At 69.8% G+C, this 25511-nt stretch carries 26 protein-coding genes and 1 tRNA gene; 17 read left to right on the plus strand and 10 right to left on the minus strand.

The window, feature by feature from the left end; genetic code table 11:
- Positions 1-29 precede the first annotated feature (29 nt).
- Together truA and LQ938_RS02365 are read left to right on the plus strand one after the other, a co-directional pair.
- Positions 30-869, plus strand: a complete 840-nt coding sequence (truA, locus tag LQ938_RS02360; protein WP_223722456.1) for a tRNA pseudouridine(38-40) synthase TruA — start codon at positions 30-32, stop codon at positions 867-869.
- A 67-nt stretch (positions 870-936) separates the two neighbouring features.
- The gene (locus LQ938_RS02365) at positions 937-1632 is read left to right on the plus strand and encodes an endonuclease/exonuclease/phosphatase family protein (protein ID WP_223722457.1); all 696 of its coding nucleotides are present in this window, start codon (positions 937-939) and stop codon (positions 1630-1632) included.
- 7 nt (positions 1633-1639) lie between these two features.
- On the opposite strand, the gene LQ938_RS02370 is transcribed toward LQ938_RS02365, so the two are convergent.
- Both LQ938_RS02370 and LQ938_RS02375 read right to left on the minus strand, forming a co-directional pair.
- Positions 1640-2173 carry a hypothetical protein gene (locus LQ938_RS02370; protein ID WP_223722458.1) on the minus strand — a complete coding sequence of 178 codons (534 nt, stop codon included), beginning with the start codon at positions 2171-2173 and terminating at the stop codon, positions 1640-1642.
- Positions 2174-2228: 55 nt separating this feature from the next.
- On the minus strand, positions 2229-4010 hold the full coding sequence (locus tag LQ938_RS02375) for a DUF4012 domain-containing protein (RefSeq protein WP_223722459.1): 1782 nt from the start codon (positions 4008-4010) through the stop codon (positions 2229-2231).
- An 82-nt stretch (positions 4011-4092) separates the two neighbouring features.
- Between LQ938_RS02375 and LQ938_RS02380 the strand changes: the two genes are divergently transcribed.
- From LQ938_RS02380 to LQ938_RS02390, 3 genes are all read left to right on the plus strand, one after another.
- Complete coding sequence (locus LQ938_RS02380; protein WP_223722460.1) at positions 4093-4704, plus strand: hypothetical protein; 612 nt, start codon at positions 4093-4095, stop codon at positions 4702-4704.
- A 206-nt stretch (positions 4705-4910) separates the two neighbouring features.
- Positions 4911-5585, plus strand: a complete 675-nt coding sequence (locus LQ938_RS02385) for a fructose 1,6-bisphosphatase (RefSeq protein WP_223722461.1) — start codon at positions 4911-4913, stop codon at positions 5583-5585.
- Positions 5586-5739: 154 nt separating this feature from the next.
- On the plus strand, positions 5740-7230 hold the full coding sequence (locus LQ938_RS02390; RefSeq protein ID WP_223722462.1) for a glycosyltransferase family 2 protein: 1491 nt from the start codon (positions 5740-5742) through the stop codon (positions 7228-7230).
- Between the two features lie 22 nt (positions 7231-7252).
- On the opposite strand, the gene LQ938_RS02395 is transcribed toward LQ938_RS02390, so the two are convergent.
- The gene (locus tag LQ938_RS02395; RefSeq protein ID WP_223722463.1) at positions 7253-8254 is read right to left on the minus strand and encodes a response regulator transcription factor; all 1002 of its coding nucleotides are present in this window, start codon (positions 8252-8254) and stop codon (positions 7253-7255) included.
- Positions 8255-8386: 132 nt separating this feature from the next.
- Positions 8387-9418 carry a glycoside hydrolase family 6 protein gene (locus tag LQ938_RS02400; protein ID WP_223722464.1) on the minus strand — a complete coding sequence of 344 codons (1032 nt, stop codon included), beginning with the start codon at positions 9416-9418 and terminating at the stop codon, positions 8387-8389.
- A gap of 57 nt (positions 9419-9475) precedes the next feature.
- On the opposite strand from LQ938_RS02400, the gene LQ938_RS02405 reads away from it, so the two are divergent.
- Together LQ938_RS02405 and LQ938_RS02410 are read left to right on the plus strand one after the other, a co-directional pair.
- Complete coding sequence (locus LQ938_RS02405; protein ID WP_223722465.1) at positions 9476-10312, plus strand: universal stress protein; 837 nt, start codon at positions 9476-9478, stop codon at positions 10310-10312.
- Positions 10313-10721: 409 nt separating this feature from the next.
- Complete coding sequence (locus tag LQ938_RS02410; RefSeq protein ID WP_223722466.1) at positions 10722-10859, plus strand: hypothetical protein; 138 nt, start codon at positions 10722-10724, stop codon at positions 10857-10859.
- A gap of 16 nt (positions 10860-10875) precedes the next feature.
- On the opposite strand, the gene LQ938_RS02415 is transcribed toward LQ938_RS02410, so the two are convergent.
- On the minus strand, positions 10876-11532 hold the full coding sequence (locus LQ938_RS02415; RefSeq protein ID WP_223722467.1) for a J-domain-containing protein: 657 nt from the start codon (positions 11530-11532) through the stop codon (positions 10876-10878).
- Positions 11533-11583: 51 nt separating this feature from the next.
- On the opposite strand from LQ938_RS02415, the gene LQ938_RS02420 reads away from it, so the two are divergent.
- The 5 genes from LQ938_RS02420 to LQ938_RS02440 all read left to right on the plus strand — a co-directional run bounded on the left by LQ938_RS02420 (position 11584) and on the right by LQ938_RS02440 (position 17607).
- Entirely contained in the window at positions 11584-12627 is a 1044-nt protein-coding gene (locus tag LQ938_RS02420) for a LacI family DNA-binding transcriptional regulator (protein ID WP_223722468.1), read from the plus strand.
- A 179-nt stretch (positions 12628-12806) separates the two neighbouring features.
- Positions 12807-13511 (plus strand): L-ribulose-5-phosphate 4-epimerase, encoded by a 705-nt coding sequence (locus LQ938_RS02425; RefSeq protein ID WP_223722469.1) that lies wholly within the window; start codon positions 12807-12809, stop codon positions 13509-13511.
- Positions 13508-15121 (plus strand): xylulokinase, encoded by a 1614-nt coding sequence (locus LQ938_RS02430; protein WP_223722470.1) that lies wholly within the window; start codon positions 13508-13510, stop codon positions 15119-15121. The genes LQ938_RS02425 and LQ938_RS02430 overlap by 4 nt, the downstream gene beginning before the upstream one ends.
- A gap of 30 nt (positions 15122-15151) precedes the next feature.
- The gene (araA, locus tag LQ938_RS02435) at positions 15152-16663 is read left to right on the plus strand and encodes an L-arabinose isomerase (RefSeq protein ID WP_223722471.1); all 1512 of its coding nucleotides are present in this window, start codon (positions 15152-15154) and stop codon (positions 16661-16663) included.
- On the plus strand, positions 16663-17607 hold the full coding sequence (locus LQ938_RS02440) for an aldose 1-epimerase family protein (RefSeq protein WP_223722472.1): 945 nt from the start codon (positions 16663-16665) through the stop codon (positions 17605-17607). The genes araA and LQ938_RS02440 overlap by 1 nt, the downstream gene beginning before the upstream one ends.
- A 59-nt stretch (positions 17608-17666) precedes the next feature.
- On the opposite strand, the gene LQ938_RS02445 is transcribed toward LQ938_RS02440, so the two are convergent.
- Complete coding sequence (locus LQ938_RS02445; RefSeq protein WP_223722473.1) at positions 17667-18215, minus strand: hypothetical protein; 549 nt, start codon at positions 18213-18215, stop codon at positions 17667-17669.
- Positions 18212-18628: a DUF4383 domain-containing protein gene (locus LQ938_RS02450; RefSeq protein WP_223722474.1), complete on the minus strand. Its 417-nt coding sequence runs from the start codon at positions 18626-18628 to the stop codon at positions 18212-18214. The genes LQ938_RS02445 and LQ938_RS02450 overlap by 4 nt, the downstream gene beginning before the upstream one ends.
- A 213-nt stretch (positions 18629-18841) precedes the next feature.
- On the opposite strand from LQ938_RS02450, the gene LQ938_RS02455 reads away from it, so the two are divergent.
- The 3 genes from LQ938_RS02455 to LQ938_RS02465 all read left to right on the plus strand — a co-directional run bounded on the left by LQ938_RS02455 (position 18842) and on the right by LQ938_RS02465 (position 20158).
- The gene (locus LQ938_RS02455) at positions 18842-19273 is read left to right on the plus strand and encodes a YdeI/OmpD-associated family protein (RefSeq protein ID WP_223722475.1); all 432 of its coding nucleotides are present in this window, start codon (positions 18842-18844) and stop codon (positions 19271-19273) included.
- Positions 19274-19358: 85 nt separating this feature from the next.
- Complete coding sequence (locus LQ938_RS02460; protein ID WP_223722476.1) at positions 19359-20000, plus strand: asparagine synthase; 642 nt, start codon at positions 19359-19361, stop codon at positions 19998-20000.
- 85 nt (positions 20001-20085) lie between these two features.
- Positions 20086-20158 (plus strand) — tRNA-Arg (locus LQ938_RS02465).
- 199 nt (positions 20159-20357) lie between these two features.
- Here the strand turns inward: LQ938_RS02465 and LQ938_RS02470 are convergent.
- A complete protein-coding gene (locus LQ938_RS02470; RefSeq protein WP_223722477.1) occupies positions 20358-20792 on the minus strand; it encodes a MarR family winged helix-turn-helix transcriptional regulator in 435 nt (144 codons plus the stop codon).
- A 34-nt stretch (positions 20793-20826) separates the two neighbouring features.
- Between LQ938_RS02470 and LQ938_RS02475 the strand changes: the two genes are divergently transcribed.
- A complete protein-coding gene (locus tag LQ938_RS02475; protein ID WP_223722478.1) occupies positions 20827-22644 on the plus strand; it encodes a DUF2207 domain-containing protein in 1818 nt (605 codons plus the stop codon).
- 320 nt (positions 22645-22964) lie between these two features.
- Positions 22965-23543, plus strand: coding sequence for an AAA family ATPase (locus LQ938_RS02480; RefSeq protein WP_223722479.1), 579 nt, complete (start codon positions 22965-22967; stop codon positions 23541-23543).
- A gap of 119 nt (positions 23544-23662) precedes the next feature.
- On the opposite strand, the gene glsA is transcribed toward LQ938_RS02480, so the two are convergent.
- Together glsA and LQ938_RS02490 are read right to left on the minus strand one after the other, a co-directional pair.
- Positions 23663-24592, minus strand: coding sequence for a glutaminase A (gene glsA, locus LQ938_RS02485; protein WP_223722480.1), 930 nt, complete (start codon positions 24590-24592; stop codon positions 23663-23665).
- A gap of 390 nt (positions 24593-24982) precedes the next feature.
- Positions 24983-25306 carry a DUF6176 family protein gene (locus tag LQ938_RS02490; RefSeq protein ID WP_223722481.1) on the minus strand — a complete coding sequence of 108 codons (324 nt, stop codon included), beginning with the start codon at positions 25304-25306 and terminating at the stop codon, positions 24983-24985.
- Between the last annotated feature and the right edge of the window lie 205 nt (positions 25307-25511).

Genomic DNA, 25511 nt, shown 5'->3' on the forward strand with positions numbered 1-25511 from the left:
GCCGAGTCGTCGGCCCGTAGGCTGGTCGGATGCGGATCCGCCTCGACATCGCCTACGACGGCACGCATTTTCGCGGATGGGCGCGTCAACCCGGGCTTCGCACGGTGCAGGGAACGCTCGAGGATGCGCTCGCCCGCATCCTGTCGGGAACCCCGACCCTCGTGGTCGCGGGGCGCACCGACGCCGGTGTGCACGCGAGCGGACAGGTCGCGCATCTGGATCTGGACGAGGCGCAGGTGCGGCGACTGACGCTGGGGCGACGCACGCCGGATGACCCGGTCGCGGCGCTCGCGGCGCGCGTGCGGGGCGTGCTGGGCGCGTACCCCGACGTGACGCTGCGGCGCACCTCGCTCGCCCCGGAGGGTTTCGATGCGCGGTTCTCCGCCGTCTGGCGGCGCTACGCCTACCGTCTCGCCGATGACAGCACCGGCTACGACCCGTTCCAGCGCGAGCGTACGACGCAGGTGCGCGGCCACCTCGACGTCGCGGCGATGGACGCGGCCGCGCGCTCGCTCATCGGTCTCCACGACTTCGCGGCCTACTGCAAGCCGCGCGAGGAGGCCACCACCATCCGCACGCTTCTCGAGTTCGACTGGCATCGCGACGAGGATGGCGCGCTGATCGCGAATGTGCGGGCGGATGCGTTCTGCCACAGCATGGTGCGCGCCCTCGTCGGGGCGTGCGCCGCCGTGGGCGCGGGGCGGCTCGAGGTCGCCGACGCGGCGCTGCTGCGTGACGCGGCGGTGCGTACGAGTGCGTTCGCGGTGCTCGCCGCGCGGGGCCTCGTCCTGGCGGAGGTCGGCTACCCCGCCGACGAGCTGCTGGCCGGTCGGGCCGCGCAGACGCGGGCACGACGCGTCGCCGACTGACGCCTACCTTTGAGTTCGTCAAGCGGTCACGGCGCGGCCATCCGCCGGGCCTAGGGTGGGGTATCTGATGAAGGTCATCTCCTACAACCTCCGCAAACACCGCGCTGCGGTGGAGATCGCGGATCTCGCCGATCGCCACGGCGCCGACATCCTCTGCTTGCAGGAGGCCGACACCACCGACCTCCCCGAGCGCACCGGCGGGCTCCGTCTCGCCGATGCCACGGTGCGCAACCGCTTGGGACTCGCGGTCTACTACCGCGAGAGCAGCTTCCGCCTCGAGGAGGTGCGGGCGCTATCGCTGAAGAAGTCCCTGCACGACCGGGTGCTGAAGCCGGCGGAGGAGCGGATGCTGGGCGTCCGGCTGCACGACATCGACGCCGGCCAGGAGTTCATCGTGGCGTCCTTCCACGCGGCGCCGCTGACCGCGCTGAACTCGCTCCGGCGGCATCAGATCCGCACGGCGCTCGGGGCGCTGCAGAACCTCGGCCCCGGTCTCCCGGCCCTGATGGTCGGGGACTACAACTACCCGGTCTTCAAAGAGAAGCTCGGTCAGCGCGTGCGCGATCAGGGCTACGAGCTCACCCTGAGCGACTCGCGCACCTACACGCGGTACCGCTTCTTCCGCGGGCACTACGACTTCGCGACGTCGTCGGGGTTCGAGATCGCGCACGTCAGGACGCTCCCGCAGGGGCTCAGCGACCATCTGCCGATCCTCGTCACCGCCGAGCTGCCGAGCGCGTCGTCGGCGTCCCGCGTCGCCTGATCGGCGCTCAGTCGGCGTGACGTCGCCGGTGCCGGGCGACCGTCGCCGTCACGGCGATGAGCGCGCCGGCGACGATGAGTGCGGCGCCTCCCACCCAGATGCCAAGCACCGACTGGCTGTCGATTCCCGTGACCGAGAGGCTGCCCACGGTCACCGTGACGGTGTCGCCGGGCGTCGAGGGCGAGAACACGGCGATCGTGTAGGCGCCGGCTGCATCCGCGGGGAAGGTGACGGTGAGCGGATCGAGGCCCCCGTCGGAGTTCGCGCGCGCGTCGGTATAGATGCGGGTCTCGAGTGCCGTCCGCACCATCGCGAACGTGACACCCGAGGCGTTCTCGCCGCGCACCGTGATCGTCACCTGCTCACCCGGGGTGAAGACGTCCGCCGCGACGCTCAATTGCACGGAGCCGCCGGGGTCGACGGATGTCTGCGTCACGCGGGCGGCGTCGTTCGGGGGATAAGCGAACGCGGCAACCGGAACGAGGGTCAGAATCGCGGCGAGGGCGGATGCGGCCGCGAAACGCGACAGTCGACGGGGCATTGCATTCCGTTCAGCCGGGGGGAGCGGCACAGCGGTGAGGGCGGGTGTTCTGAGATTATCCCGCGGCCGAGCAGCGGGCTTCGACCTCTTGCGCTTTTCCGGGGAGGACGGGGGTGGTCTCGGCGACGAGCGATGCGGTCGGCGGCGTCCGCACCCGGACGGTGGCGGTCGCCTCTTCGCCCGGGCGGAGCGTCGTCGACCAGGTGAGCACGGTGCGTCCGCTGTCGGTGCCGGTACCGAAGCCGGTCTCGGATCCGCCGCCGGATGAGGAGGTCGCCACGACCTCGCTGCCCTCGGGCAGGTACAGGTAGGTGATGGTCTCGGTGAGGCCGGCCTCCACCCCGAAGCCGCCGTTACCGGTGATGTAGGCCGGGAGAGAGGCGGCATCCGCGGGAGCATCGTCTCGGAGCGTGACCGTGAGCGCGGCGTCGGGCGTGGACTCCGTGTCGGTGCACCAGGCGACGCCGGTGCCGAGCGTCATGTAGTAGTCCATCTTCGATCCGGTGCCGTCGTTGACGTATACGCCGAACGCGGTCTGCTCCGCATCCGTCTCGGGAAGGTCCCCCTGCAGGGTCGTGCCGTCGAGAATCGCCTGCTCGGTCTCGTTCGCGTTCCAGATGAGCAGCCGCTGCTCCTCGCCCGCTTGCGCGAGTGCGCTGATCAGCGTCGCGGGGTCGGCGCTCCCGGCGGCGAGAGCGCCGAAGACGGATGCGGCGGCGGCCTGGAAGAACGCATCCTGATCGGCGGGCCGCTCATACCGCTGGTAGACCTCGTTGAGGAGGAGCTGCGTGGCGTTCTCGCTGCTGAGCACGTCTCCGGTCGGTAGCGTGATCGGCCCGGTCGCTTTCAACAGGTACGACAGGGCGACGGGGTCGAGTGAGAGCACTCCGTCGACCTGGGTGCCGGTCTCGCGGGCCCACATCTCGCGGGCGAGTTCGGCGGCGAGGGGGAACGACGGCACCTGGGTCGCGTTCTGGATGAACTGGGCGGGCTTCGCGCCCATGATTCCGGTCAGCTCCGGGCCGATGTCGAGCACCGGGGTGTCGTACTTCGTGAAGTCCGAGGATGATCCCTGGGCGGCGAGAGTGAGCGAGCCGTCCTCGGTGTGGATCATGGCCATGGCCCCGACGATGCCGCCGAGCGAGCGCCACTCGGCGTTGTTCTGGAACACGACCAGGTAATTGCGAGGGCCGTCTTCGCCGAGCATCGCGGGCATGAGCGCTGTGGTGCGGCTGACCGCATCCGCCGCCGTCTGCACCGTGCCGAGCAGCTCCCCGACCTCGTCGACGCTCGTCGCGAGCACGGGCAGAAGCGGGCCGCGGTCGATGTTCTGCAGGGTGTTCGCCGCGACGCCGACCTGCGCTGCGCTCGAGGCGGCCGCCGTCTGCATGGAGTCGAACTTGGTGAGGTCGAAACGGCCATCTGTCGGGCGCAGCGAATCGACGGAGAAGGTCGAGGCCAGATCGACGAGGGGCTCGAGCGCGGATCCCGCGACGTCGTCGATGGATGCGGCGAGCGTGCCGACCGTCGACAGCTGAGGGCCGACCCACGGAAGCGATTCGGCCGCTGTCCAGATCGGGTCTGACGTCAGCGCGCGCGCCGCCGCGGTGTCGGAGGAGATGGCGGGAAGACCGGCCGCTGCGGTGGCGGGATCGCCGACGTCGGCGGAAAGCTGACGGGCGGCGGATTCCGCGGATCGGAGGTGCGAATAGGCGAGGTATCCGCGCACACCGAGCCACGCGGCCGCGGCCACGGTGAGCACGGCGACGGCCAGGAGGACCCACACGAAGACGCGGCCCGCCGTTCGAGCCGGGCGCGGAAGCAGCGGATTCGTCACGCCCTCACCCTACGGGGTGCGTCCGGGCAGGCTTCGCGCGAGTCTAGACTGACGGAATCATTGCCATCGGATGGGGGAACAGATGACGCGCAGTCGCCGGTATGCGGTGGCCGCCGCGACGCTTGCCGCCCTCCTCGCCCTGGCCGGATGCGGGCAGGCGCCGTGGAATGCGGGCGGTGCGGGGGCGTCCCCTTCGCCGTCGGCGAGCCGCAACAGCCCCGTGCCGACGCCGGTTTCGAACGATCTGTCGAGCGGGTCGACGCAGCGCCAGGTCACGGCCGGTGCCGTTGCCGCCACGATCGACTACTGGTCGACGCTCTCGATGGACCGGTGGACGGCGACCGCGCTGAAACCGATCAGCGTCTCCATGGTGACGACCGTGACACCCGATGACGGCCAGAAGGTGTACCTGCAGAAGGCCAGCATGGTGGCGGTCCCGGGGAACGCGTCCACGTCCTTCCCGGCACTTTCCGCCCAGACCGACCAGTCCTCGGTGAGCCCGGGCTACCTCGTGCTCTCGCCGTACAGCTACTCGCAGACGTTCAACGTCGGCGAGGTGCCCCCGGAAGCGACGTTCGTGACGGTGCAGTTCACGTACGACTTCCTCGTGCAGACCACTCCGACGTCGGCCGAGTACGCGAAACAGACCGCCAGCGACACCCTCACCATCGCGATCTCCGGCGGCGGCGAGTAGCCGCAGACCCGCTCCACCGGGCGTGCCGAATCCCGGGCGTGTTCGAATCGGCGGTTTTGCCATATACTTTCGGCGCTGTCTGCGTTTTCCTCGATGACCCGACGGTGACACCCGAACCGTCTTCCGCCTTGTCCGCGGACCTCTCCGAGGAGTGATCAGTGAGCCTTCGTCGTCCTTCCGTTTCCGGTACCCGGCGACTGTCCCTCGTGGCAGTCGCCCTCGTCGGTGCTCTCGCCCTGTCGGGATGCACGCAACTCGTCGACGCGTTCAACGCGGCGCAGGGCAACACGTCGTCCGACTCAACCGCCGAGAACACGTTCGTTCGGCCGTCGGCGAGCCCGTCCGCATCCATGGCCTTCAACTCCCAGTTCAGCTACGACGGGTCTGTGTCGCTCTCCAGCGACGTGGCCGACGATCTCGAGCTGCGGCTGGAGGTGTGGGCGGTCGATTCCAAGCGCACTCAGGAGTGGACTCCGACGCGCGAGAAGACCTTCGGTTTCTCGGTGAACGTCTACGACCACCGCGTCGATGACAAGGCGGTTCTCACCGAGAAGCGCCGGGTGTTCATCTCGGCGGTGCAGATCCAGTCGACGACGACGCAGACCTCCGGACAGATGCAGCAGCCGTACCAGTTCAGCGCCGACCCGCGGACGCTCGTGCCCACCGACACGCAGCGATCCGACCGCGGCCTGCTGCTCAACAGCTTCCAGGGCGGCCTGCTCGTTCCGGAGCAGACGATCCATCAGCTGCCGGAAGACACCTACGGACTCACGCTCGAGTTCGCCCTGACGGTCGCGGTCGAGGGCACGGCCAACACCGACGCCTCGTTCTCGCAGCAGATCGTCTACCAGTACCTGCCGATCGCGATCTACCAGGACTGAACGCTCCCACCGGTCCTCCCGCCGGAGGATCTTGCGCAAATCTTGCGCTAAGCCTGCGCTCGAACTCGCCCCGCCCGGCGGTGGATGCGGCATTCTGGTCCCAGCGCCGATTGCGGCGCGGTCGAACCCCGACGTCAGTACAGGACGAAACGACATGACTGATCCGCGCATGAGCTACTCGCCGCAGGTGCCCCAGGCGATCGAGGCGCCCCAGGGCTTCGCGCCGGATGCGGTCCCCGGGTCGCTCGAGGACCACTTCGGCCAGGACTTCATGGCCGTCCTCGAGAACACGACGGTGCACCGCTCCACGATCGGTTGCGTCATCCCCGCGTACAACGAGGAGGAATCGATCGCCCAGGTGATCGAGAGCCTGCTCGCGCAGACGCGCGTGCCCGACGTCATCCACGTGGTGATCAACAACACCTCCGACAACACGGTGAAGATCGCGAGCCAGTACGCCGGGCCGCACGAGGTGACGACCGAGCTGGGCGAGCAGTTCACCGAGGTCTTCGTGCACGACATCGGCAAGAACCCCGACAAGAAAGTCGGCGCCCTCAACTACGGCTACTCGCTCGTCGAGGGCTGCGACTACCTGCTCGGCGTCGACGGTGACACGGTCGCCGACTCCCGCGCCGTGGAGTACCTCGAGACCGAAGCGGTGAGCGACTCGCGCATCGGCGGCATCTCGGCCATCTACACGATCGATGACGCGCCCATCAAGGGCACGATCGCGAAGTGGCTGATCGCCGGTCAGCGCACGCAGTTCGCCGCCTTCAACCTGCAGAACCTGCTGCGCGGTCGCAACATGGCGGTGCTCGGCGGGCAGTTCTCGATCTTCTCCACGAACGCGCTGCGCGACGCCATGAAGGCGAACCACCAGAGCACCCCGTGGGTCAAAGACAGCGAGGTCGAGGACTCGCTCCTCTCGCTGCAGATCAAGAGCGCCGGATACCTCACGAAGATCAGCCCCTACGCGCGTGCCAGCGTGGGCGGGATGACAACCCTGAAGGGCTACGACGCCCAGCAGGTGAAGTGGACGTTCGGTGCGATCGAACTCATGTGGCCCGGCCAGCGCGGCGACACCAAGGGGCAGCCGTTCCACCCCAACCTGCGCCTGCGGTGGTTCGAGAACTTCGGGATGCTGACGAACCTGTTCGTGCGCGTCGCGTTCCTCATCCTCCTCGCGGGGTCGCTCTCCATCAACGCCTTCGTCTTCTCACCGATCTGGCTCATCCCGATCGGCATCGCGATCCTGCTGAACATCCGGATCGCGATGACGATGAAGGAACGCAACAACCGCGACATGCTGTTCGCCGGCCTCGGGTTCCCGGCCGAGGTCTTCATGTGGATCCGCCTCAGCCACTTCGTGCGTTCGTGGGCACGCTTCTTCTCGCGTAAGAAGGTCGACAACTGGGCCATGCAGGCGAAGGCGGAGCGTGGCGGCGCATCGATCGGCCACTGGGCGCCGTTCATCATCCTGGCGCTCGTGCTGCTGGTGGGCGCGTTCGGATGGTCGACCCTCGGACCCGTCGTCCAGTCGTCGATCCTCTGGATCGGCTGGCCGATCGTCGGTGTCGTGACCGTGCTGCAGACCCTGCTCATGCTGACGAAGCTGTTCCGCCGCTACCAGGGCTACAAGGTCTGACCCGCGCGGGCCGCGTGCCCGATCAGGGAGCGGCGAGCTCCGCCGTCAGGCGGTAGCCGACACCGCGCACGGTCTCGATGTAGCGCGGGTTGGCCGGGTTGTCACCGAGCTTTCGGCGGAGGTTCGTCATGTGCGCCTCGACCGCGCGCTTGTCGGCCTCGCCCACGTAGTACGACGTGACGTAGGACTCGCCGCGCAGCACGAGGGTGAGATCGGCCTTGCTGCGCACGCGGCGCTTCGACTCGAGGAGCGTCGCCAGCAGATCGAATTCGGTGCGGGTCAGCTCGACATCGCGCCCGCCGGTCAGCACCATGCGCGTTTCCGGGTTCAACTGCAGATCGCGGTGGGTCAGCCAGTAGCCGCCGCCGGGCACGGGACCCGCGCTCGTCGGCGCCAGCTCGGAGCCGGGAGCGTTGGCGGGCGGAATCACCACGGCGGTGACCGGGATGACCGGGGCCACCGGCTCGGGCATCGCCGCGACCGCGGGGTAGTCGCGGGGGTCCGGGAATGCTTGGGCGGGCACGCCGCCGGGGTGCCGGATCTCGGGCTGCACGGGGATCGCCTGGGTCTGCGCCCGGGCGCCCGGGAAGGACGGACCGACGCTCTCTTGACGCGGGTTGCCCGCTGCGGCGCCCGACTCGGGTCGCGGTCGGCGGAGCAGCGCCTCCACGCGCGCGCGGAACTCGCGCGGACGGAATGGCTTCACGATGTACTCGTCGGCGCCCGCACCGAGGCCGAGCACCACGTCGGCTTCGTCGGCGAGTCCGGTCAGCATGATGATGAAGGTGTTCGACTTCTCCCGGATGCGGCGAGCGGCTTCGAAGCCGTCGATACCGGGCATGTTGACGTCGAGCGTGGTGATCAGCGGCTGGTAGGCGAGCACAGCGCGGACGCCGTCGATGCCGTTGCCGACCGAGACGGTGGAGAATCCGGCGGCTTCGAGCACCTCTGCGAGGAGGTGGCGGACGTCCGGATCGTCCTCGACGATGACCGCAGTCTTCTGCCCGTCCGATGCATCGGTCATGAAATCACGGCCCCCGTCGTCAACTTTCGAGCGGTGCTCCGAATGAAGGAGCGCCGCGCGGCCAATTGTTCCATACAACACACACCGCGCTCGGACGTTGCGTCGTCCGGCGAGATTCGCCGACGAGCGGGCTCAGCGGGCGTCGCGCGTCAGTTCGACGGCCGCATCCGGCCACCAGACACCGGCGGCGGGGCCCCCGTTGCACTCGCCGTCGCTCTCGCCGGGCGGCTTGATCCACAGATTCGTGTCGACGACATCGTCGCCGTACGTGCCGCCGGCGTCGCCGACCAGGCGCCCCGGCGGGTTGCACCAGTCGGGTGTCGCACCGGCGCCGTTGCGCGACGTGTCGATCAGCGCGTGTCCCCAGCCGAGGATGCCCGCCACCTCGTGCGCGTACGAGAACTCGTCGGTCGTCGTGTTGAAGTTCGAGACGTTGGTGGTGAATCCGCGCACGTCGCCCTCGACGTCGACGCTGTCGATGAGGGCGGCCATCTGATCGGCGGGGACCCAGTTCGAGTGCCCGCCGTCGAGGTAGATCCAGGTGTCGACGCCGGTCAGTCGTCCGACCGCGTCGTGCAGCTGCGCCACCCGCTCGTCGACATTGCCGCACTCCGGGGCGAGGGCCAGGCTGTCGGGCTCGAGCACGACGATCTTCTGCACGTCCTTGGTGGCGTCGAGCGCTTCGCCGATCTGCGTCGTCCAGGTGTCGTAGTCCGCGTCGTCGAGCCCTCCGGCGGAGTGGTTGCCGCAGTCGCGCTCGGGCAGGCCGTAGACGACGACCGCGAGGCTCGCGTTCTGTTCGCGCGCTTCGGACGCCAGATTCAGCACGCGCGCGCCGACCTCACCGATCGGATCGATCTCGGGGGTCAACCAGTACGCCGTGGGCTGGGCGGCGAGGTACTGGGCGGCCTCGATCTGCTCGCGCGTGGAGGCGTCGTCGTCGAGGACGGCCTTGGCGGACTTCGCCTCGGCGGGGGCGACGATCGTGGTCCCTACCGCCGGCGGCTGGGCACCGAGCGCCTGCAGGCCGCTCGTGACGAGCCAACCGACGACGCCGATGACGACGAGGATCACGACGAGTGCTGCCGCGAGGATCGTGACCAGCAACCAGCGCGGGAAGCCGCGGCGGCGGCGAGGCGCGCGGGCGGCGGGAGTTGCGGTCACGGAAGGACTCTACCGCGCAGGGAGCGCTAGCCTGGCGGGGAATGGGGAGGTCGTGACATGCCGGGAACCATCGTCGTCGGAGTAGCGGACGCACCGTCATCGCAGAGCGCGCTCGAGTGGGCGGTGGAGCGTGCACGGCGAACGGGTGAGACCGTCGAACTCGTCGCGGTCGTGGGCGGAGCGGTCGGCGTCGTCGGCGAGGACGATGTCGTGGATCGGCTCGTGGCACGGGCGCGCACCGCGCTCGATGCGGAGGCGAGCGGGTTGACCGCATCCGGGCTCTCCGTCACCGCACGCGCCGTGGCCGGAGATCCGGTCGGAGTGCTCGTGGAGGCGTCGGCGACCGCCGATCTGCTGGTGATCGGCGGCGAGGCCCGTGGGCACGGGCGTCGCGGCCACCATGGCGCTCGGATCGCTGCCGGAGCGCACAGTCCCGTGGTCGTCGTCCCGGCGACGAGCGCCGCGGATGCGGAACGCCGCGGGATCGTCGTCGGCGTCGACGGGTCGGACGCCTCGGCCGCCGCCATCGAGTTCGCCGCGGCCGAGGCCGCGCGCGGGGGCGACGCGCTCACGCTCGTCTCGGCCTGGCTGCCGGTCGCGGTGCCCGGCGACTTCGGCGTCTACCCCGACACCTATCTCACCGACCTCGCCGGGGTGACCGAAGCCGCCGTCGACGCGGTGATCGAGCGGATCCAGGCGGCGCACCCGGACCTGACCGTGCGCGCGGCCGTGGTCGAGGGGGACCCGGCGGAGGTCATCGCAGAGCACGCGCGGAAGGCCCGGCTCACCGTCGTCGGCTCGCACGGCCGCGGAGCGCTCGCACGATTCCTGCTCGGATCGGTGAGTGAAGAGGTCATCGGGCGGTTGGCCGGTCCGACCGCCGTCGTGCGCTGATTCGCGCGGGGAGCGCCGCGCCCGGAGGGCGGGAGAGGCGATGCGGCCCCCAGCACCGGGTGGTTGCGGGGGCCGCGGGCGCCGCCAGCCCCGATCGAAACGACCGAGGCCCAGGGTTGACGGGTCTACCGCCGAGAATGCTACCCCGGGGCGGCTCTCTGAAGAAGAGCGGATAAGGAAGAGCCCCCTCCGGCTGGGGGACCGGAGAGGGCTCCTCTCACACGGGGGCTTTCGCCGCGCCGTGCCTTCACTCGTCGCAGATGACCCGAACATCTGATCTGAGCGGTGTTGCTGCCCCCAGTATCTGCGACAGTCGTCGCCGACTCCGGAGGGGTTGACAGAACACGATCTTCGGTTTGCGTACGTCACGTACACAATCCCGACACATTTCCTCAGTACGATGCTGGCTATGGCGCGCGACGGGCAACGCAACCCGGACGACACGAACTCTCGCTGGCTCGTGTACGTCGGGGTGATTCTGCTGGCTCTCGGCGTCGGTGCTCTGGTCTACGCGTCGATCATCAGTTATCTGAACGCGATCCTGTAGCGCGCGCGGGTCGGCGTCAGGTCCCTTCCTCCGGCCTCCGCCACCATCGCCGACGCGGCGTCTTCCGCACGCCGCGGTCACCGGTCGCGGGAGGCTCCGGTGCCACGGCCGCCCGCTGCGCTCGCCGCGTGTGCCAGGCGATGATCTCCGCGTCGACGTCACGCAGAGGCGTGACCACCGGCGGGCCGCCGAGCAACTGCATCCGCGCAGACCGGATGCGGGCGTTGAAGTCGTCGAGCACCTCGCGGACCTCTCCGTCGGTCGCGAGGGCGTCGAGGCGGGCATCGAGCTCACGGTTCTCCACGCGCAGCATGAGGGCCGGCGGCCCGAGACCCCGGAGCTGCTCGCGTTCGATCTTGCGACGAATCCACCAGTCGGGGTCGTGGGTCGCTCCGAGACCGACGAGCGGTCTGCCGGCGCCGGGCAGGTCGGTGAACTCTCCGCGTCGAATCGCCTGTTGAATCGCCGTCTCGACGTACGCCGCCCGATCGGCGGCGGTCGGGGTGCGGGTGGTGGCGGCATCCGCCGACGCATCCGGGCGATCCGCGGCGGCCTCGCGCGCATCGTGCGGCGAGGCCGGGCCGTGCGGGTCAGCACGATACCGGGCGGCCGCGAGGCGGGGGTCGTCGTTCCCGCCGGCCGCCTCCCTCCGACCGCGAGGAGATGCACCCATGTGCATATTTTGCCGGTGAATCCGTGACGGCGGGCCGGTAGCCTTCGGGGAATGAGCGAGCCGGACAGTGGGCCCGCACGCGTCGGCGTGCGGGATGTGGCGCGCGTTGCGGGCGTCTCGGCGCAGACGGTGTCGCGGGTCATCAACGACCACCCGCGCATTCGCGAGGAGACCCGGCGGCGGGTGCAGGACGCCATGGCGCAACTCGACTACCGGGTGAACAACGCGGCCCGTGCCCTCGGCACCCGCACCTCGCGGACGCTCGGCCTGATCGTGTCGGACGCCACCCTGTACGGCCCGGCGGTCGCGGTCGCCGAGATCGAGAGTGCCGCGCGCCAGGCCGGCCGATGGGTCGCCACGGCGTACGCGGATGCGGCGGATGCGGCCTCCGTCCGCGCCGCAGCCCTGCACCTGCGCGACCAGGGCGTCGACGGACTGATCGTCGTCGCCTCGCATACCCGTTCGGCCCGTGCGCTCGCGGACCTCGACGGCCGCCTGCCCGTCGAGCTCTTCCACGCGCACGACGACGGTGCGGCGCAGCAGGCCGCGGCCGCGCTCGTCGTCGAGTACCTCGCCGCGCTCGGGCACCGCCGCGTCGCCCGGCTCGGCGGACCGCCGGACTGGCTCGATGAGATCGCCCGCGCCGCCGGATACCGAGCGGCGCTCACCGCGCACGGAGTGCACGAGGTGGCGGCGTGGACCGGAGACTGGTCGGCGGCGGCCGGTGCAGCCGTCGCCCCGGTCGCGGCGGCCGCGATCCGGGAGACCGACGGGCCCACCGCCATCGTGTGCGCGAACGACCAGTTGGCGCTCGGGCTCGTCGCGGGGCTCGCCGCATCCGGAATCTCGGTTCCCGGCGACGTGAGCGTGGCGGGGTTCGACGACAACCCGGATGCCGCGTACTACCGTCCCGCGCTCACCACGGTGCGCCTCGACATCGGGGGAGAGGCACGACGCAGCGTCGCCGCGGTGCTCGCGGCCACGGTCGAACCGGAGCGTGACGCGCCGGTCTATGCGGTCTCGACCCTGCCTCCCGCGCTCGTGACGCGAGGCTCGACCGCGCCGCCGCCGAGGATCGCGCCCGGCCCGCACTGATCCCGTTGCGAGCACGCCATGTGACCGGTAACATCGGATCACGCCGGGCGTGCGAGATCTGTGCGCGCCCGGCGACCACGACGCCCGACGGAGGACCCCGTGACGACCTGCCCGCCCGACCTCTTGGCCACGACGGAGCCGGATGCGGTACCCACCGCGCGGGCGAACCGGGGCGACCGGTGAGCGCCGGCACCGCGACGGACGCGGCGATCCAGGCGGTCCGCGTCGACGTCGCGGGTCTGCACCGCGAACTCGTGCGGTACGGACTCGTCGTCTGGACCGGAGGAAACGTCTCCGGGCGCGTGCCCGGCACCGACCTGTTCGTCATCAAGCCCTCGGGCGTCTCCTACGACGACCTCACCCCCGACAACATGATCCTGTGCACCCTCGACGGCGCCGTCGTGCCGGGGTCGCCGGGGAGCGAGCGCAGCCCTTCGAGCGACACCGCGGCGCACGCGTACGTGTACCGGGAGATGCCGGGCGTCGGCGGCGTCGTGCACACGCACTCCACCTACGCCGTCGCGTGGGCGGCGCGCGGTGAAGAGATCCCCTGCGTGATCACGGCGATGGCCGACGAGTTCGGCGGGCCGATCCCCGTCGGTCCCTTCGCGATCATCGGCGACGACTCCATCGGGCGCGGGATCGTCGAGACGCTCCGCGGTCACCGCTCGCGCGCCGTGCTGATGCAGAACCACGGTCCGTTCACGATCGGGGTCTCCCCGAAAGACGCGGTCAAAGCCGCCGTCATGGTCGAAGACGTCGCGCGTACCGTGCAGATCGCGCGCGACGGCGGCCCGCTCGTGCCGCTTCCGCAGGAGGCGATCGACAGCCTGTACGACCGATATCAGAACGTGTACGGCCAGAGCGGGGACGAACGACGATGACCACCGACAGCACCTCTGCCTCCGACGCCGTCCGCGCCGCCATCCGCGACGGGCGCGCCACCCTCGGCATCGAGTTCGGCTCGACCCGCATCAAGGCGTGCCTGATCGGCGACGACCCCGCGACCGTGCTCGCCGTGGGCGCGCACGAGTGGGAGAACAGCTTCGTCGACCGGATGTGGACCTACTCGCTCGCCGAGGTGTGGTCGGGGCTGCAGGCGGCGTACGCCGACCTCGTCGCCGACGTGCGAGCGCGCTACGACGTGCCGATCGAGAACCTCGCGGCGATCGGTGTTTCGGCGATGATGCACGGCTACCTGCCGTTCGATCGTTCCGGCGAGCTGCTCGTGCCGTTCCGCACCTGGCGGAACACGAACACGGGAGCCGCGGCCGCAGAACTCAGCGCGCTGTTCGGCACCAACATCCCGCTCCGCTGGTCGATCGCACATCTCTATCAGGCGGTGCTTGACCGCGAGGCGCACGTACCCGAGGTGAGCTTCGTGACGACCCTCGCGGGTTACGTGCACTGGCAGCTCACCGGGCGTCGAGTGCTCGGCGTCGGCGACGCGTCGGGCATGTTCCCGATCGATTCGTCGACCCGCGACTACGACCGCGAGCTGATCGCGCGTTTCGACGGTGTCGCGGCGGATGCGGCTCCCGGGCTCCGGGTCGCCGAGCTGCTTCCCGAGGTGCTCGTGGCAGGAGAAGCGGCCGGAAACCTGACCGCGGCGGGCGCCGCCCTGCTCGATCCCGCCGGCGCGCTCCGGCCCGGTGCCCTGTTCTGCCCGCCCGAGGGCGACGCCGGCACCGGAATGGTCGCGACCCAGTCGGTCGCACCGCGCACGGGCAATGTGAGCGCCGGGACGAGCATCTTCGCGATGATCGTGCTCGAGAAGCCGCTCGCGCACGTGCACCACGAACTCGATCTCGTCACCACTCCGGCCGGAGACCCGGTGGCGATGGTGCACTGCAACAACGGGGCGAGCGAGCTCGCCGCCTGGGTCGAGATGTTCACGCGGTTCTCGGCCGCCGCGGGTGCGCCGGTCTCGGCCGATCAGGCGTTCGAAACGCTCTTCCGCGAAGCGCTCGCGGGAGAGGCGGATGCGGGCGGCCTGCTCGCCTACAACCACCTCGCCGGCGAACCGATCGCGGGCCTCACCGAGGGGCGGCCGCTCTTCGTTCGCACGCCCGACAGCAGGTTCACGCTCGCGAACGTGATGCGCGCTCAGCTCTACGGGGTGTTCGGAACGTTGGCGCTCGGCATGCGGGTGCTGGCGGACGAGGGCGTCGATCTCGACCGCATGTTCGCGCACGGGGGCATGTTCCGCACCGCCGGGGTCGCGCAGCGTTTCCTCGCCGGCGCGCTCGATGCGCCCGTCGCGGTCGCCGATACGGCGTCCGAGGGTGGCGCGTGGGGCATCGCGGTTCTCGCCGCGTTCGCGGCCGCCGCATCCGGACACAGCCTCGACGAGTACCTACGCGAGCGGGTGTTCGCGGGCGCCGTGTTCGAGACCGCCCACCCCGACCCGGAGGACGTCGCGGGCTTCGCGTCGTACCTCGACCGCTATCGCGCCGGCCTCGCTGTCGAAGCCGCCGCCGTCCAGTCCCTCTGACCCCGCCGCACCCGCGCAAGGAGAACCGTCATGACTCGCACCCCGTTGTCCACCTCGCTCGACCACTACGAAGTCTGGTTCGTCACCGGCAGTCAGAACCTCTACGGCGAGGAGACGCTCCGCCAGGTCGCCGAGCAGTCGCAGGCCGTCGTCGCCGGCCTCGAGGGGCTGCCCGTCACCGTCGTGTGGAAGCCGGTGCTGAAGGACTCGGACTCCATCCGCCGTCTCGCGCTCGAGGTGAACGGGCGCGACGACGTCATCGGCGTGATCGCGTGGATGCACACGTTCAGCCCCGCGAAGATGTGGATCTCGGGCCTCGACGCGCTCCGGAAGCCCCTCCTCCACCTGCACACGCAGGCCAACGTCGAGCTGCCCTGGGCCGACATCGACTTCGACTTCATGAACCTCAACCAGGCCGCCCACGGCGACCGCGAGTTCGGATACATCCAGACGCGTCTCGGCGTCGCTCGTAAGACCGTGGTCGGGCACGTGTCGAACCCGGTCGTGCGCCAGCAGATCGAGGACTGGGAGCGCGCCGCCGCCGGGTGGACCGCCGCCCGCACGCTGAAACTCGCCCGCTTCGGCGACAACATGCGCTACGTCGCGGTCACCGAGGGCGACAAGACCGAGGCCGAGCTGCGGTTCGGCGTGCAGGTCAACACCTGGGGTGTGAACGAATTGGCGGATGCGGTGGCCGCCGCATCCGAATCCGAGATCGACGCCCTCATCGAGGTCTACGAGGCGGAGTACGACGTCGCCGACGACCTCCGCCGCGGCGGGGAGCGGCACTCGTCGCTGCGCGACGGCGCGGCGATCGAGGTGGGGCTGCGCTCGTTCCTCGAGGAGGGCGGCTTCGGCGCCTTCACGACGAGCTTCGAAGACCTCGGCGCACTGACGCAACTCCCGGGCCTCGCGGTGCAGCGCCTGATGGCCGAGGGCTACGGCTTCGGCGCGGAGGGGGACTGGAAGACGGCGATCCTCGTGCGGGTCGCGAACGTCATGGGCGCGGGCCTGCCGGGAGGCGCGAGCCTCATGGAGGACTACACCTACGACCTCGTCGCGGGAGACGAGAAGATCCTCGGCGCGCACATGCTCGAGGTGGCTCCGTCGCTCACGACCGCGAAGCCGCGGCTCGAGATCCACCCGCTCGGCATCGGCGGCAAGGACGACCCGGTGCGCCTCGTCTTCACCGCCGACCCGGGGCCCGCGGTCGTCGTCGCGATGAGCGACATGCGCGATCGGTTCCGGCTCGTCGCCAACGTCGTCGAGAACGTCGAGGCTCCCGACCTGCCGAACCTGCCGGTGGGCCGCGCGATCTGGAAGCCCGCCCCCGACTTCGCCACCTCTGCCGCCTGCTGGCTCGCCGCCGGCGCGGCGCACCACACCGTCATGTCGACCGCGGTCGGCATCGAGGTGTTCCGCGACTTCGCCGACATCGCGAAGACCGAGCTCGTCGTCATCGACGAGTCGACGACGGTTCGCGACTTCCAGCGAGAGCTGCGCTGGAACCAGGCGTACTACCGCCTCGCTCAGGGGCTGTGATGGGCGGCATTCCGCTCTCGGGCACCCCGCACGTTCTGCGCTCGGGTGCGTACGAGGCGTCCATCTCGAGCGTGGGGGCGACGCTTCGCACCCTCACATTCGACGGACGCCACCTGGTCGTGCCGTTCGCGGCCGACGAGGTGCGTCCCGCCTACCGCGGTGCGACGCTCGCGCCCTGGCCGAATCGCGTGGTCGATGGCCGATACGAGTTCGCCGGCACGGAGTACGAACTCGCGCTCACCGAGCCGGGCCGCGGCCATGCCCTGCACGGGCTCGCCGCGTGGCTCGACTTCGAGGCGATCGACAAGGGCCCCGACCACGTGACGGTGAGCGCGGTCGTGGAGGCGCAATCCGGTTACCCGTGGCGCATCCGGATCGAGACGCGCTTCTCGCTCGATGCCGACGGTCTCACCCAGACGGTGCGCGCGACGAACGAGTCGGATGCGGCGGCGCCCTACGGCACTGGCCCGCATCCGTACCTGGTGGCCGGCGCCGGTACCGTCGACGACTGGACGCTGGAGCTGCCCGCGGCGGACGTGCTGCACGTGACGCCCGACCGTCTCATCCCGACGGAGCTGCGCGCCGTGGACGCCGATGACCCCGCACGGTTCGACTACCGCATCCCGCGGACAATTGGGGACGCCGAGATCGATCACGCCTACACCGGGCTTCGTCGCGACGGCGACGGCATCGCGACCGTGCGGGTGACGGATGCGGACGGCTCCGGCGTGGCGATGACGTGGGATGCCGCGTGCGGCTGGGTGCAGGTGCACACGGCCGACCTGCCGACGCGCGGGCCGGGGCATCGCGGCGGCCTGGCCGTTGAGCCGATGACCTGCGCACCGGATGCGTTCCACGCATCCGCGTACCCGTTCGACACGGGGCTTCTCGTGGTGGGACCGGGGGAGTCCGTCGACGCCGGGTGGCGTATCGCCGCCATCTGAGCGGGATCGCGCGCGGGTCGGCCGAGGCCGAGGTCAGGACGACCGCGGGCCTCGGGTGATCAGTGCCCGTGGCCCGGGTCGACCATGTGCTCGCTGTGACTCGGGGCGAGCTGGCCCGCCTCGGTGGACGCGAGGGCGGGAGTCACGAGGGCGCCGACGACGGCGGCCCCGATCAGCACACCGATCGCGCTCGCGCGGGCGGTGCGGGGCGCTGCCGTCGGATCGGTCGCCCGTGCGGTGCGCCGTGCCTGCAGGGCGCACGCGACGCCCACGACGACCAGCATTCCGACGGCGACGCCGACCGCGAGGATGCTCGTGCGGGCAGGCTCGACCATCAGCATGGCCGTCAGGACGAGGATCGAAACCAGGGCTCCCAGCATCCCGAGTCGCGGACCGACGATCCGGCCGCGGGTCAGGGAGAACGCGGCCCAGCCGAGTGCTGCCGGTCCGAGGACCAGCAGCACTGCGGCCAGGACACCGGGGCCGGTGGCGCGCGATTCGCCTCCGGCCCCGGTGACGACGCCCGCCGCGATGGCGAGCTGGATCAGCCCCGCACCGACCGCGGCCAGCGATGGCCACGACCGGGTGAAGCCGACGTCCTCTTTCACGCCACGGCCGTCCGCGTGTCGCGGTAGCCGCGCTCGGTGCCGAGTCCGACGCCCAGGAGCACGAGGGCGCTCGCGAGGTGCAGGAAGTGGTCAGCCGTGTTCAGCGCGAGGATGTTGGCGGCGGTGCCGGCGAGGAAGAAGCCGACGATGCCGAGCAGCAGGTAGACCGCGCCGATCGTGACGTTGACCGACTTGGCGCCGCGGACGGACGAGAGTCCGGCGACGAGGAGTGCCGCTCCGATGAGCAGGTGCGCGATGTTGTGCAGCGGGTTGACCTCGAAGATGCCCAGCAGCAGGCCACCCTCGGTGGCGATGAAGTCGACGCCACTCGTGGCGGCGAAGCCGAGTGCGCCGACGAGCAGATAGACCGCGCCGAAGATGGTCGCGACGATCCGGTTCGGTGAAGAGCTCATGTTCGTCCTCTCTGATTGATGCAGTGTGAGCGACGAATGCCGCACCATGTATTCGGACCGAGGGCCCGAATGGATGTGAGTTGGCTGAATCATCCCTGTGAGCACCATCCGGCTGGCCCGAACGTATTGCCCCGGTCGGGGCCGGATCCTGGGCTTGCGCGTGCGCGGAGCGGTATGCATTCCGGGGCGGCGGGAGCCCGCCATACTGTGCCTATGCGCTTCGAGACGACCCTGTCGCAGTTCGGGAACAACACCGGTATCGAGGTGCCGGCGGACGTGATCGAGGCGCTCGGGGCCGGGAAACGCCCGGCCGTGCGGATCACGGTCAACGGGTACGAGTACCGCTCGACGGTCGGCGTCATGAACGGGCTGTCGTTGGTGCCGTTCAGTTCCGACAAGCGTGCCGCGACGGGGATCGCGGGCGGCGACCCGATCGCCGTCGACATCGACCTCGATACCGCACCGCGCGAGGTCGAGGTGCCGACCGATCTCGCGGGGGCGCTCGATGGGGCCGGGGTGCGGGCCGCGTTCGACGCGCTCGCGCCGAGCCGGCGGAAGGCCCATGTGGTCGCCGTCGAGGGGGCGAAGGCCGCGGAGACCCGTGCCCGGCGCATCGCAGCGGTCGTCAGCGCGCTCGGCGACTGAGTGCCCGTGTCGGCGTGCTCGCGGATCTCGGTTCGCCCGGGGCGTGTCGGGGGCTCGCGGGTAGGATCGATGCGAGGGGAGTGTCGTGCCCGAAGATGAGGATGAGTCGGTCGCGCGCGGTGCGTTGAGCGCTGTGCGCGCGAAGCTGTCGCCCCGTCCGAGCCTCGCCGATATCGTCGCCGAGGGGCTGTACATCGCCGCGGCGGCCACGCGACTCGCGCTGAAGAACCGCATCCTGGTCGACATCCTCTCCGCCGGCGAAGGCTTCGACGCCGACCGGTTCGTTCCGGACGCGAAAGAGACGCTGCTGGCGCTGGCCGCCGAGGCGGAAGCGGATGCGGAGCGGGCGGAGCGCGAGCGGAAACTGGCCCGCCGGCGCTTCAGTGATTCGGATGGCACGCACGATTACCGCAGCCGCGACGTGCGGAACCTGCGCCGCCGGCGCAAGCAGTCCGAGCGCATCGCACAGGAGCTTCGGGAACGCGCCGAAGACACCGACGAACTCGTCGCGCTGGTCGAGGCCGCGCGAGAAGCCGCGTGGTCTGAAGTCGCTCGCAACATCGACAGCACGCTGCGGATCGAAGCGGCGCGACCCGACCTCGAACCGGGTTACGCGCAGATGCGGCAGGCTCGGATGCAGAGCCTCCGCCTCGTCGATCTGCCACGGCTCGCGGCGCATCGTCGTCGGGTGAAGGACCGCACCCGCGCCGACCCGAAGAAGGACTGACCGCGAAGCCCGTCTCGATTCGCGACGCGCTCGCGGTTGGGGTAGTCTCTCCTAGTGCCCGCGCGCCGGTTCGGACGCGGCACGAGCGCCCGTAGCTCAATGGATAGAGCATCTGACTACGGATCAGAAGGTTAGGGGTTCGAGTCCCTTCGGGCGCACACTGTGTTGAGACAGTGAAGACCCGGGATGCATCTGCATCCCGGGTCTTGTCTTTTTTCCCGGCGGCCGCTTCGCTCCGCCTGCGCGTCGCTGTCGCGTCGCGAGATTCGGAGATGCGACGGGATTCGGGCCGGATCGGGCGTCAGCATCCGAATCTCGCGACATCTCCGAATCTCGTGACGACTCAGAGCAACGGCGTCACTCGCAGGCGGGGCGCAGCTTCTCGGTCAGCGCCAGCAGGGTGCGTAGCTCGTCGTCGTCGAGCGCCGCCATCCGTTCGGCGATCGACCGGCCGTGCACCGCGGCGATCGACCGGAAGGTGCGCGCGCCCTCTTCGGTGGCGGCGACGAGGGCGCCGCGGCCGTCTTCGGGATCGGCGCACTTGCGCACGAGGCCCCGGGCCACCATCCGGTCGACGAGCCGGGACACGCTCGGCTGGCTGATGAGCATGTTGCGCGTGACATCGCGCAACCGGGTGGTCATCTCGGGTGCGCGGGTGATGGTGAGGAGCACGTCGTACTCGCCCTGAAGCAGCCCGGTGCCCTCGAAATCCGCGCTGATCTCGCCGAAGATCTCGTGCTGGGCGCGGAACAGGCTCTCCCAGGCATCGATGGCGAGGCGGCGGTCGGTCATGCGGTTAAGCGTATCGGCGACCTAGGCTGTCGGCATGACGGAGCGACGGATGCCGCACGCCCTGGTTCGCTATCTTCTCGCCGCCGCGGCGACCCTGCTGCTCGTGTGGGGCGTGGGGGTGGCGCCCGCATCCGCCGACGATGACGACGATGCGCTGAACGACTTCACCTTCACGAGTCTCGACGCCGACTACACGCTGACGCGTGCGGACGACGGGACGAGTCGGTTGCGGGTCGTCGAGACGTTTACGGCGGAGTTCCCGGATGCTGACCAGAACCACGGCATGCGACGCGCGATCCCGACCACGTACAACGGACAGCCGCTGCATCCGGAGCTGGTGTCGGTGACGGATGGCGACGGCGCTCCCCGCCCGGTCGAGACCGACACCGACGACGGCGCCTTCACGATGACGTCGGCGGACGAGGACTTCGTGCACGGCGCGCAGGTGTACGTGTTCACCTACGACCTCGAGAACGTCACCTGGCGCTTCCCGAACACGGATGCCGACGAGTTCTACTGGGACGTCAACGGGGTCGACTGGCCGCAGGACTTCGGGCGCATCACCGCGACCGTGCACGTCGCCCCCGAGCTCGCCGGCGCGCTCACGGGCGATTCCGCCTGCTACGTCGGGACGCAGGGCGAACAGGATCGCACCTGCGATATCGACCTCGACCGCAACCCGGACGACGCGGTCGCGGTGGCGTTCGCATCCGGGGTCGCTCCTCACGAGACCGTGACCGTGGCCGTCGGCTTCGAGCGCGACACGTTCGTGCTCTACGACACGGGCTACTTCGCGTCGCCCTGGGGCTGGTGGCAGGCCGGCTCGTTCCTCGTGCTGCTGATCGGCCTCGCGTGGGGGATCGTCGTGCGGGTGCGGGCTCTCCGCGATGCCCCCGGGCGGAGCGTCATCATCGCCGAGTACGAGCCGCCGGTCGGAGTGGACGCGCTGACGGGCGCCGTGCTGCTCGGCAAGACCTCGAAGGCCATCCCGGCCGAAGTGCTCGAGCAGGCGGTGGTCGGCAGCATCCGGATCGAGGAGGGCGAATCGTCGCGATGGGGCGGTGCCAAGCTCCGGGCCGTGCTCGTCGACCGGTCGCTCGCCGACGGCGACGGCACCCAACTGCTCGACGGAATCTTCGGGGCGGATGCGGTGCCCGGCGCCGAGTTCGAGTTCGGGTCGACCGACACGCGCCTGTCGTCGACCGCGCAGAAGCTGCTGGCATGGGCCGCGGGGCACCTCAAGGACGACGGGTACTACCGCGCGGTGCGACCCGGAACCCGGCTGATTCCCGCGGTGCTGGTCGGCATCGCCACGCTCGCCACGCTCGGCTTCGGGATCGCGGCGCTTTTCGCGTTCGTGTCGCCGGCGCTGCCGGTCACGCTCCTCGTGCTCGCTCTGCTGCTCGCCGTAGTGTTCGGTGTCGTCGTCGCGCATCGCCCGCTGAGCGCGCGCGGCGCCGAAGCGCGGGATCACCTCGAGGGCCTGCGCGAGTTCATCGCCTGGGCGGAGGCGGACCGCATCCGGATGCTGCAGTCCCCTCGCGGCGCGGAACGCACGCCGGTCGACACGGGCGATCCGGCGCAGGTGCTGAAGATCTACGAGCCGCTGCTGCCGTACGCGGTCGTGTTCGGCCAGGAGAAGGAGTGGGCGGCGCGTCTCGCCGACCTCTACGGCGACGGCGTCTCGCCCGCGTGGTACGCGGGAGCGGCCGCATTCAACGCCTCGGCGTTCTCGTCCGGGATCGGGTCGCTGTCGGCCAGCGCGATGGCGTCCTCGAGCACGACCGGCGGATCCACCGGCGGTGGTTCGGCCGGCGGCGGTGGAGGCGGCGGCGGAGGCGGCGGGGTCTGAGGCAGGGCCAGCGTTGCCTTCGCCGAGCGGCCCGCGACGGATGCAGTAAGGGCCGGTCGGAGAGGCTTCCGACCGGCCCTTGTCCCTTTGCACCAAGAGAGTCCTGCAATCACATGTCGGTAGCTGCCACAGCAAAACAACTACCGTTCCTGAACTGTATAACGGCGAGGTAACGGAACGGAAGGGCGCGCCGTTATCTTTTCGTGATTCTTTGGTGACGCATAGCTTCGGCTCCGCGGATGCATAAGAAATCGGCCCGGCGCCTTCGTGGACCCGGGCGTGGCGGAGCTACCTGGTGGGTTTCGCCGTAGCATCGTCACGTGTTGACGGCCGTCGATCCGATCCCACTCCGGCCGCGACGCATCGTGGTGGCGGGGGTGGCCGGAGTCGGCAAGACGACGCTCGCGCGTCGCATCGCCGAGGTCGCGAAAGTGCCGCACATCGAGATCGACGCGCTCTTCCACGGGCCGAACTGGACCCCGCGCCCGACGTTCCTCGGCGACGTCGACAGACTCGTGGTTCAGGATGCGTGGGTCACCGAGTGGCAGTACGCGGCCGCTCGGCCGCTGCTCGCGGCCCACGCCGACGTGCTGGTGTGGCTGGATCTGCCCTTCTGGACCCTGACGTTCCCGCGTGTGGTGCGCCGCACCGTGCGTCGGCGCGTGCGACGCGAAGTGCTCTGGAACGGCAACATCGAACCACCGTTCCGGCGGATCGTGACCGACCCGGAGTACATCGTCCGGTGGGCGGTATCGACGCGGCACAAGTATCGCGATCGCATTCCTCAGCTCGATGCCGATATGCCGGGCCTGTCGGTGGTGCGGTTGAGGTCGGACCGAGACATCGAGCGATGGATGGCGGGCCCCCTCGCGCGCGCCGTCGCGCCGCACGCGTCATAGACGCGGGAACGCCCGGGTATCCCTTTCGCAGACGCCCAGGTTGGATGGGCGGATGACGCGAGCGTGCGCGCCGTCTTCGCGTCGGTCGCGCTTCTCCCCCGGTCGGTCGATGACCTCGTTCAGACGTCGAAGGAGTGCAGTCCGAGGTCGGCGCTGAGCCGGTCGCTCACGCGGTGGCTGCGCACACTGGTCCCGCGTTCGTCCAGCGGCGGACTGACGACCGCCGCGCCCAGCACGCCCGGCGCGGCGAGCACGATCGCACCGGACACGCTCGACTTCGCGGGCACCCCGACCTCCCGCATCCAACGCCCGGAACCGTCGTAGACGCCGCAGGTCGCCATCACGGAGATCACGTCGCGGGCGACCTCGCGAGAGACGACGCGCTCGCCGGTGCGGGGGTTCACCCCGCCCGCCGCGAGGGTTGCGCCCATCGTCGCAAGAGCTTCTGCATCGACCAGCACCGCACAGGCACGGGCATAGACGAGGATCGCCTCGTCGGCGTCGACTTGCAGCGTGCCCTCCGCGCGCATGAGGTGCGCGAGGGCGTGGTTGCGATCGCCGAGCAGATGCTCGCTGGCAGCGATGTCGTCGTCGATCTCCAGTGATCGGCCGGCGAAGGCGGAGAGGCCCGAGACGATCCGCTCGGTGCGCGCATCGACATCGCCCCCGTCGACGATCGAGCTCGTGAGGATCGCGCCCGCGTTCACCATCGGGTTCGGCGGCCGGCCCGTGCCGCTCTCGAGCTTGATGGCGTCGAACGCCTCACCGGTCGGCTCGATACCGACCCGGCCAAGCGCCGCGCGACCGGTGTCGTGCAGCGCCAGCGCGAAGAGGAACGGCTTCGCCGCCGATTGGATGCTGAACGGCGCATCCGCATCCGGCGTCGTCCGCAGCTCGCCGTCGATCGTGACCACGGCGATCGCGCAGAGGTCCGGATCGGCATGTGCGAGCTGCGGGATGCTGTCGGACACGGTTCCCGAGGTCTCCGGCATCACGCGATCGCGGAGGGCGTCGAGGTCGTAGGTGAGGATGTCGGTGGCGGCAGTCACTCGTCCAGCCTGCGGGACGAGGCGGGCTTCGACGACCGCTTGCGTTGCCGCCGGCGTCTGCGCAGTCCGCGGCCAGAGTGCCGACATGGCCGTCGTCCGGGTAAGAAGAAGGGCCGGTCGAAGAGGCTTTCGACCGGCCCTATTCCCTCTGCACCAAGAGTTGTCCTGCAATCACATGTCGGTGACCGCCACAGCAAACGATCACCGTTCGATGACTATATAACGGAAAGATAACGGAAGGGAAGAGGTGTCGTTATCTTTTTGTGATCATGTGCTCGCGTTCGCCCGAATCCATTGTCCGATGACAACCCAGCTGTAGTTTCTGCCGTCGATTCTGTGGTTCTGACAGACGACCTGTAGTTTCTGCCAACCGATCTGTAGTTCGGGAGGTCAAGCAGGTCGCAGATCCAGTACGACTTCTGCGCGGGCGGGCCCGTCGTCGGCAGCGCGCATGACGGCCCGGCGCTCGGCATCGATGGGTCGAGGGGATTGGTCTGTCACCGACCTGGATTCGACCAGGTCCTCCGTCTCCATCGCGTGGACGATCACCGGCCCGTCGCCGGTGTCGATAAGCATCGCCGTCTCATGGGCGACGCCCTCCGCCGCGAGCGACTCGAGTGCTTCTGCGCGGCGCGGGCCGTCGACCTCGCCTAGCGAAGCTGCGACGCGGTCGCGCTGGTCGAGTCGGATCCGGCGGGCGACAAGGTGAATCACGACACCAGCGTACGAGTCGTTTGAGTGATGTAACGGTTAGTATCTGTTACATGACAGATGTCGCGACTCTATCGTTGAGTGAGTTGACGACGCTGTCGACGGCTGTGGCTCGCGAGATTCGCGCGCGGCGGTCGCCAAATCGGATATGCGCGGCTTGTGGGCGCGGCTTCGCAGCGCGCAGTGACGCGCTCTACTGCAGCAGTCG

Source organism: Microbacterium sp. cx-55, from assembly GCF_021117345.1.
Taxonomy (GTDB): Bacteria; Actinomycetota; Actinomycetes; order Actinomycetales; family Microbacteriaceae; genus Microbacterium.

Bases quoted from the DNA above. Each gene is read 5' to 3' on its own strand.
- truA (WP_223722456.1), top strand. From the start codon at position 30: ATGCGGATCCGCCTCGACATCGCCTACGACGGCACGCATTTTCGCGGA.
- LQ938_RS02365 (WP_223722457.1), top strand. From the start codon at position 937: ATGAAGGTCATCTCCTACAACCTCCGCAAACACCGCGCTGCGGTGGAG.
- LQ938_RS02370 (WP_223722458.1), bottom strand. From the start codon at position 2,173: ATGCCCCGTCGACTGTCGCGTTTCGCGGCCGCATCCGCCCTCGCCGCG.
- LQ938_RS02380 (WP_223722460.1), top strand. From the start codon at position 4,093: ATGACGCGCAGTCGCCGGTATGCGGTGGCCGCCGCGACGCTTGCCGCC.
- LQ938_RS02390 (WP_223722462.1), top strand. From the start codon at position 5,740: ATGACTGATCCGCGCATGAGCTACTCGCCGCAGGTGCCCCAGGCGATC.
- LQ938_RS02395 (WP_223722463.1), bottom strand. From the start codon at position 8,254: ATGACCGATGCATCGGACGGGCAGAAGACTGCGGTCATCGTCGAGGAC.
- LQ938_RS02405 (WP_223722465.1), top strand. From the start codon at position 9,476: ATGCCGGGAACCATCGTCGTCGGAGTAGCGGACGCACCGTCATCGCAG.
- LQ938_RS02410 (WP_223722466.1), top strand. From the start codon at position 10,722: ATGGCGCGCGACGGGCAACGCAACCCGGACGACACGAACTCTCGCTGG.
- LQ938_RS02415 (WP_223722467.1), bottom strand. From the start codon at position 11,532: ATGGGTGCATCTCCTCGCGGTCGGAGGGAGGCGGCCGGCGGGAACGAC.
- LQ938_RS02420 (WP_223722468.1), top strand. From the start codon at position 11,584: ATGAGCGAGCCGGACAGTGGGCCCGCACGCGTCGGCGTGCGGGATGTG.
- LQ938_RS02430 (WP_223722470.1), top strand. From the start codon at position 13,508: ATGACCACCGACAGCACCTCTGCCTCCGACGCCGTCCGCGCCGCCATC.
- araA (WP_223722471.1), top strand. From the start codon at position 15,152: ATGACTCGCACCCCGTTGTCCACCTCGCTCGACCACTACGAAGTCTGG.
- LQ938_RS02440 (WP_223722472.1), top strand. From the start codon at position 16,663: ATGGGCGGCATTCCGCTCTCGGGCACCCCGCACGTTCTGCGCTCGGGT.
- LQ938_RS02450 (WP_223722474.1), bottom strand. From the start codon at position 18,628: ATGAGCTCTTCACCGAACCGGATCGTCGCGACCATCTTCGGCGCGGTC.
- LQ938_RS02455 (WP_223722475.1), top strand. From the start codon at position 18,842: ATGCGCTTCGAGACGACCCTGTCGCAGTTCGGGAACAACACCGGTATC.
- LQ938_RS02470 (WP_223722477.1), bottom strand. From the start codon at position 20,792: ATGACCGACCGCCGCCTCGCCATCGATGCCTGGGAGAGCCTGTTCCGC.
- LQ938_RS02475 (WP_223722478.1), top strand. From the start codon at position 20,827: ATGACGGAGCGACGGATGCCGCACGCCCTGGTTCGCTATCTTCTCGCC.